Origin of the sequence: Nonomuraea zeae, assembly GCF_005889725.1 — a bacterium.
GTDB lineage: Bacteria > Actinomycetota > Actinomycetes > Streptosporangiales > Streptosporangiaceae > Nonomuraea > Nonomuraea zeae.
Genome location: NZ_VCKX01000517.1, coordinates 1 through 4,631, shown reverse-complemented (window position 1 = coordinate 4,631; position 4,631 = coordinate 1). Strand labels below are relative to the sequence as shown.

Sequence of the window (4,631 nt, the reverse complement as noted above, 5' to 3'; positions counted from 1 at the left end):
GCCGACAGCATGGGTGAGTTTAACAAACCTGGCCTCAGCCATGTTCTCTTTTTTTTTTCAAGCAGAAGACGGCATACGAGCTGGCTTAGGGTCTCGTGGGCTCGGGAGCAGTGCGGAGCTCAGCGGTGGGGGCGAGGTGGGGTCAGGGCCCTGAGAGGGCGGGTGCGCTCGCCAGCACGTCCTTGGCTAGCGACAGGTCTCCGTCCAGCTCGGCGGGGAAGTCCGCCGGGTCGCCCCTCCCGCCCAGCAGGAAGCAGAACGCGACCACGTCCGCCGTGATGTGGACATCCGGCGGGCCCGGCTCCGTCTGCTCGATCCCCAGCGGGATCAGCCAGTCGCCGCCCCCGTCGCCCGTCAGGGTGATGTGGACGGTGCGGCCCGCCCCGTCCAGGCCCGAGAACAGCATCGTGAAGGGCAGCAACCGGGCGCAGAGGTCGGCGGTCGGGTGGAGGTGGCTCACGATCGGGTCGGGCAGGCGGATCCCGGCCGTCTGGGCGGCGTCCGCGGTGTGCACCCACGTCTCCAGCCCCCTGGCCAGGATGTGGTCGCTCACCACCGCGTCGAGGCCGTCCAGGCTCGCCTGGGTGGTGGGCGGCAGGTCGGCCAGATGGCGGCACAGCGCGTCCGCCTGCGCCCGCCAGTCCCTGCGCGTCTGCTCGGGGCTGCGGTCGCGTTCATAGGCCTGTACGTCGTGCGTACGGCTGAGCGAGTCCGTCGCGCCGATGGGCGGCCCGAGTACGGGCGCGCCGACGGAGGCGGCCACGAGGCCGTCCTTGGCGGCCAGGTGGGCCACGAGCTCCTGGAGCGTCCAGCCCTCGACGATGACGCGTGACCAGTCGTCGTCGACCGCCGAGGCCAGCAGCGCGTCCATGGCGGCGACCCGGCCCGCGTACGGCTCCGCCCAGACGGCGGTGGGAGCCGCGGGCCTGCGCCGCGCCCTGGCCCCGGCCAGGAGCTGGGGCCGCAGCGAGCCGGCCGGCACCACCGGGTCCTCCATCATCGCGTCCAGATAGAGACGCTCGACGGCGTCCATCACACCTCTTCCTCCGCGAGCGCGTCCGCCAGGCGTCGTAACGCCAGCCGGATGCGCGATTTGGCCGTGCCCTCGGGCACGCCCAGTTCCTCACCGACCTGCCGGTAGGTCCTGCCACCGAAGTAGGCCAGCTCCACCGCCTCACGGAGGCCGTCGGGCAGTGATGTCACCGCCTGCCGCACCCGCTTGGCCTCGTCGGCCGCGAGCACGGTGTCCTCCAGTCTGGCAGGCTCGCGCTCGAACAGCCGCGGCCCCAGCACCGACACGCGCCGCCGCTCCTCGGCCCGCACGTGGTCGACCGCGCGCCGATGCGCGATCGTGGCGAGCCAGGCGCGTAACGTGCCGCGCTCCGGGTCGTAGGCCAGCGGCCGCTCCCAGAAGACCAGGAACACCTCCTGCGTGATGTCCTCGGCGATCACCCGGTCCCTGGTGACCCGCAGGGAGAGACCGAAGATCAGCGAGGAGAGCCGATCGTAGACCTCCCCCAGAGCGGACTCATCGCCGCCGACCACCCGCTGGTGCAGCAGGCGGTCGTCGTACGGTGCCTCCACTGGCACCACACTCCCGTGTAATCCGGACCAAGGCGGCAATAGCGCCGCGACCCGAGCATGTCATTATTCGCGGGAAATGTAGAGCTGGATGACCGACGGACAGGACTTTGTCGGACGCGCGATAGTGTCGGAGAACCACGATGGAGGGAGCACACGTTATGGCCACCACCCGCACCGCCACCACCCAGTGGAAAGGCGCTCTGCTCGACGGCTCCGGCACGGTCTCGCTCGACACCTCGGGCGTAGGCACGTTCGAGGTCTCCTGGCCTTCCAGGGCCGAGGCGGCCAACGGTAAGACCTCCCCTGAGGAGCTCATCGCCGCCGCGCACTCGTCCTGCTTCTCGATGGCGCTCTCGCACGGGCTGGCCGGTGCCGGCACTCCGCCCGAGTCGCTGCAGACCAGCGCGGACGTGACGTTCCAGCCTGGTGAGGGCATCACGGGCATCGTCCTCACGGTCAAGGGCCACGTCCCCGGCATCTCCGCCGAGCAGTTCCAGGAGGCCGCCCAGACGGCGAAGGCCAACTGCCCGGTGAGCAAGGCGCTGACGGGCACGACGATCACGCTCAAGGCTGAGCTGCTCTGAGGCCGCTCCCGCGACGGGCTCGCCTGCCCCGTAGACCATCTCCGGCCGCCTGCCGGCGGCCGTACGGAGCACGATCGGACTATTGAGAGACCAAGAGCGCTTTCGCGTGCGACAATTGGGCCACATGCGCGAGGTCTGGCCGGGCGAGCCCTATCCACTCGGCGGCACCTGGGATGGCGTTGGCACCAGTTTTTCGGTGTTCTCCGAGGTCGCCGAGCGGATTGAGCTGTGCCTTTTTCACGAGGACGGCACCGAAGAGCGGGTGGATCTGCCCGAGGTCGATGGGTTCGTCTGGCATGGCTATCTGCCGGGGATCCAGCCGGGGCAGCGTTACGGCTACCGGGTGCACGGGCCGTACGAGCCGTCGCACGGCCACCGGTGCAACCCGGCCAAGCTGCTGCTCGACCCCTACGCCAAGGCCATCGACGGGGACCTGACCTGGAACCAGGCGCTGTTCCCCTACTACTTCACCGATCCCACCAGGCGTAACACCGAGGACAGCGCCCCCTACATGCCGAAGAACGTGGTCGTCAACCCGTTCTTCGAGTGGGGCAACGACCGGTCGCCGCGCACCCCCTACCACGAGACCGTGATCTACGAGGCCCACGTGCGCGGGCTCACCATGCGGCACCCGGACGTGCCGCCCGACCTGCGGGGCACGTACGCGGGAGTGGGGCATCCGGCGATCATCGAGCACCTGCTGTCGGTCGGGGTGACGGCGGTCGAGCTCATGCCGGTGCACCACTACGTGCCGGAGCACTTCCTGGTGGCGCGCGGGCTGACGAACTACTGGGGCTACAACACCATGGCCTACCTGGCCCCCCACGGCCGCTACTCCAGCTCGGGGACGCGGGGGCAGCAGGTGCTGGAGTTCAAGGCGATGGTGCGGGCCCTGCACGAAGCGGGCATCGAGGTCATTCTCGATGTGGTCTACAACCACACGGCCGAGGGCGACCACATGGGCCCGACTCTGGGCTTCCGGGGCATCGACAACTCCGCCTACTACCGGCTGCACGACGGCGACCGCCGCTACTACCTCGACTACACCGGCTGCGGCAACTCGCTGAACGTGCGCTCGCCGCACGCGCTGCAGCTCATCATGGACTCCCTGCGCTACTGGGTGCTGGAGATGCACGTCGACGGGTTCCGCTTCGACCTGGCCTCGGCACTGGCGAGGGAGCTGCACGACGTCGATCGGCTGAGCGCCTTCTTCGACCTGATCCAGCAGGATCCGGTGATCTCGCAGGTCAAGCTGATCGCCGAGCCGTGGGACGTGGGCCCGGGCGGCTACCAGGTCGGGAACTTCCCGCCCTTGTGGACGGAGTGGAACGGCAAATACCGCGACATCGTGCGAGATTTCTGGAGGGGCACCCACTCCGCCCTTCCCGAGTTCGCCTCCCGGCTGACCGGCTCCGCCGACCTGTACGAATCCTCCGGCCGCCGGCCCGTCGCCTCGATCAACTTCGTCACCTGCCACGACGGCTTCACCCTCAGCGACCTGGTCTCCTACGACCACAAGCACAACGAGGCCAACGGCGAGGACAACCGCGACGGCACCAACGACAACCGCTCCTGGAACTGCGGCGCGGAGGGCCCGGTCGAGGACCCGGGCATCGTCACGCTCCGCCGCCGCCAGCGCCGCAACTTCCTGGCCACCCTGTTCCTGTCACAGGGCGTGCCCATGCTCAGCCACGGCGACGAGATCGGCCGCACCCAGCGGGGCAACAACAACGCCTACTGCCAGGACAACGAGCTGGCCTGGGTCGACTGGTCGATGCTCAACGCCGAGTCGGAGCTGCTGGAGTTCGTCAGGGCGCTGTCGAAGCTGCGCCGCGAGCATCCGGTCTTCCAGCGCCGCCGCTTCTTCCACGGCCGGCACCCGGACGACGGCAAGCGCGACCTGGTCTGGCTCACCCCGGGCGGCACGGAGATGACGGCGGGCGACTGGCACATCAGCTACGCCAAGTCGCTGATGGTCTATCTCAACGGCGAGGCGATCACCGAGCCGGGGCCGCGCGGCGAGAAGATCGTGGACGACTCGTTCCTGCTGCTGATCAACGCGCATCACGAGGACATGGCGTTCACGCTGCCCGGCGACGAGTTCGGCACCGCGTGGCTGCCGGTGCTCGACACCAACCACGACACGGTGGAGGACGCGTTCGTGGACGAGGGCTGGCACGCGGGTGACCTGGTCGCGGTGACGGCCCGCTCGCTGCAGGTGCTCCGCCAGCCCCGAAAGGCCAAATCCGGCTGAGCCCCCGGCGCTCTCGACGGCGGCGCGCGTCCCAGGCAGGCCGCCGCGGTCGTACGCGGGGCCGGGGAGCTGTCTCTTATACACCTCTCCGAGCCCACGAGACCCTAAGACACATCGTATGCCGTCTTCTGCTTGAAAAAAAAAATGATAATGAGTTGAAAATAATGCATTAGCATGAGCAGTTTGTGCTACATACGCAATCATGGCTC

Annotated in this window: 4 protein-coding genes; 2 read left to right on the top strand and 2 right to left on the bottom strand. The window is 68.6% G+C overall.

The genetic code is table 11. The features are described 5' to 3' along the window. Nucleotides 1-142: 142 nt before the first annotated feature. Nucleotides 143-1,033, bottom strand: a complete 891-nt coding sequence (locus ETD85_RS60330; RefSeq protein ID WP_138698774.1) for a maleylpyruvate isomerase family mycothiol-dependent enzyme — start codon at nt 1,031-1,033, stop codon at nt 143-145. Next, nucleotides 1,033-1,590 carry a sigma-70 family RNA polymerase sigma factor gene (locus ETD85_RS60325; protein ID WP_206059606.1) on the bottom strand — a complete coding sequence of 186 codons (558 nt, stop codon included), beginning with the start codon at nt 1,588-1,590 and terminating at the stop codon, nt 1,033-1,035. Before ETD85_RS60325 ends, ETD85_RS60330 begins: the two co-directional genes overlap by 1 nt. Nucleotides 1,591-1,742: 152 nt before the next feature. Here ETD85_RS60325 and ETD85_RS60320 point away from each other — a divergent pair, with 152 nt between their 5' ends. Both ETD85_RS60320 and glgX read left to right on the top strand, forming a co-directional pair. Then, nucleotides 1,743-2,168: an OsmC family protein gene (locus ETD85_RS60320; RefSeq protein ID WP_138698772.1), complete on the top strand. Its 426-nt coding sequence runs from the start codon at nt 1,743-1,745 to the stop codon at nt 2,166-2,168. Nucleotides 2,169-2,292: 124 nt separating this feature from the next. Beyond that, nucleotides 2,293-4,422: a glycogen debranching protein GlgX gene (gene glgX, locus ETD85_RS60315; RefSeq protein ID WP_138698771.1), complete on the top strand. Its 2,130-nt coding sequence runs from the start codon at nt 2,293-2,295 to the stop codon at nt 4,420-4,422. The last annotated feature ends 209 nt before the right edge of the window (nt 4,423-4,631 follow it).

What these genes read in the sequence shown, in the direction of transcription:
- ETD85_RS60320 (WP_138698772.1), top strand. Translation starts at nt 1,743, where the DNA reads ATGGCCACCACCCGCACCGCCACCACCCAGTGGAAAGGCGCTCTGCTC.
- glgX (WP_138698771.1), top strand. Translation starts at nt 2,293, where the DNA reads ATGCGCGAGGTCTGGCCGGGCGAGCCCTATCCACTCGGCGGCACCTGG.
- ETD85_RS60330 (WP_138698774.1), bottom strand. Translation starts at nt 1,033, where the DNA reads ATGGACGCCGTCGAGCGTCTCTATCTGGACGCGATGATGGAGGACCCG.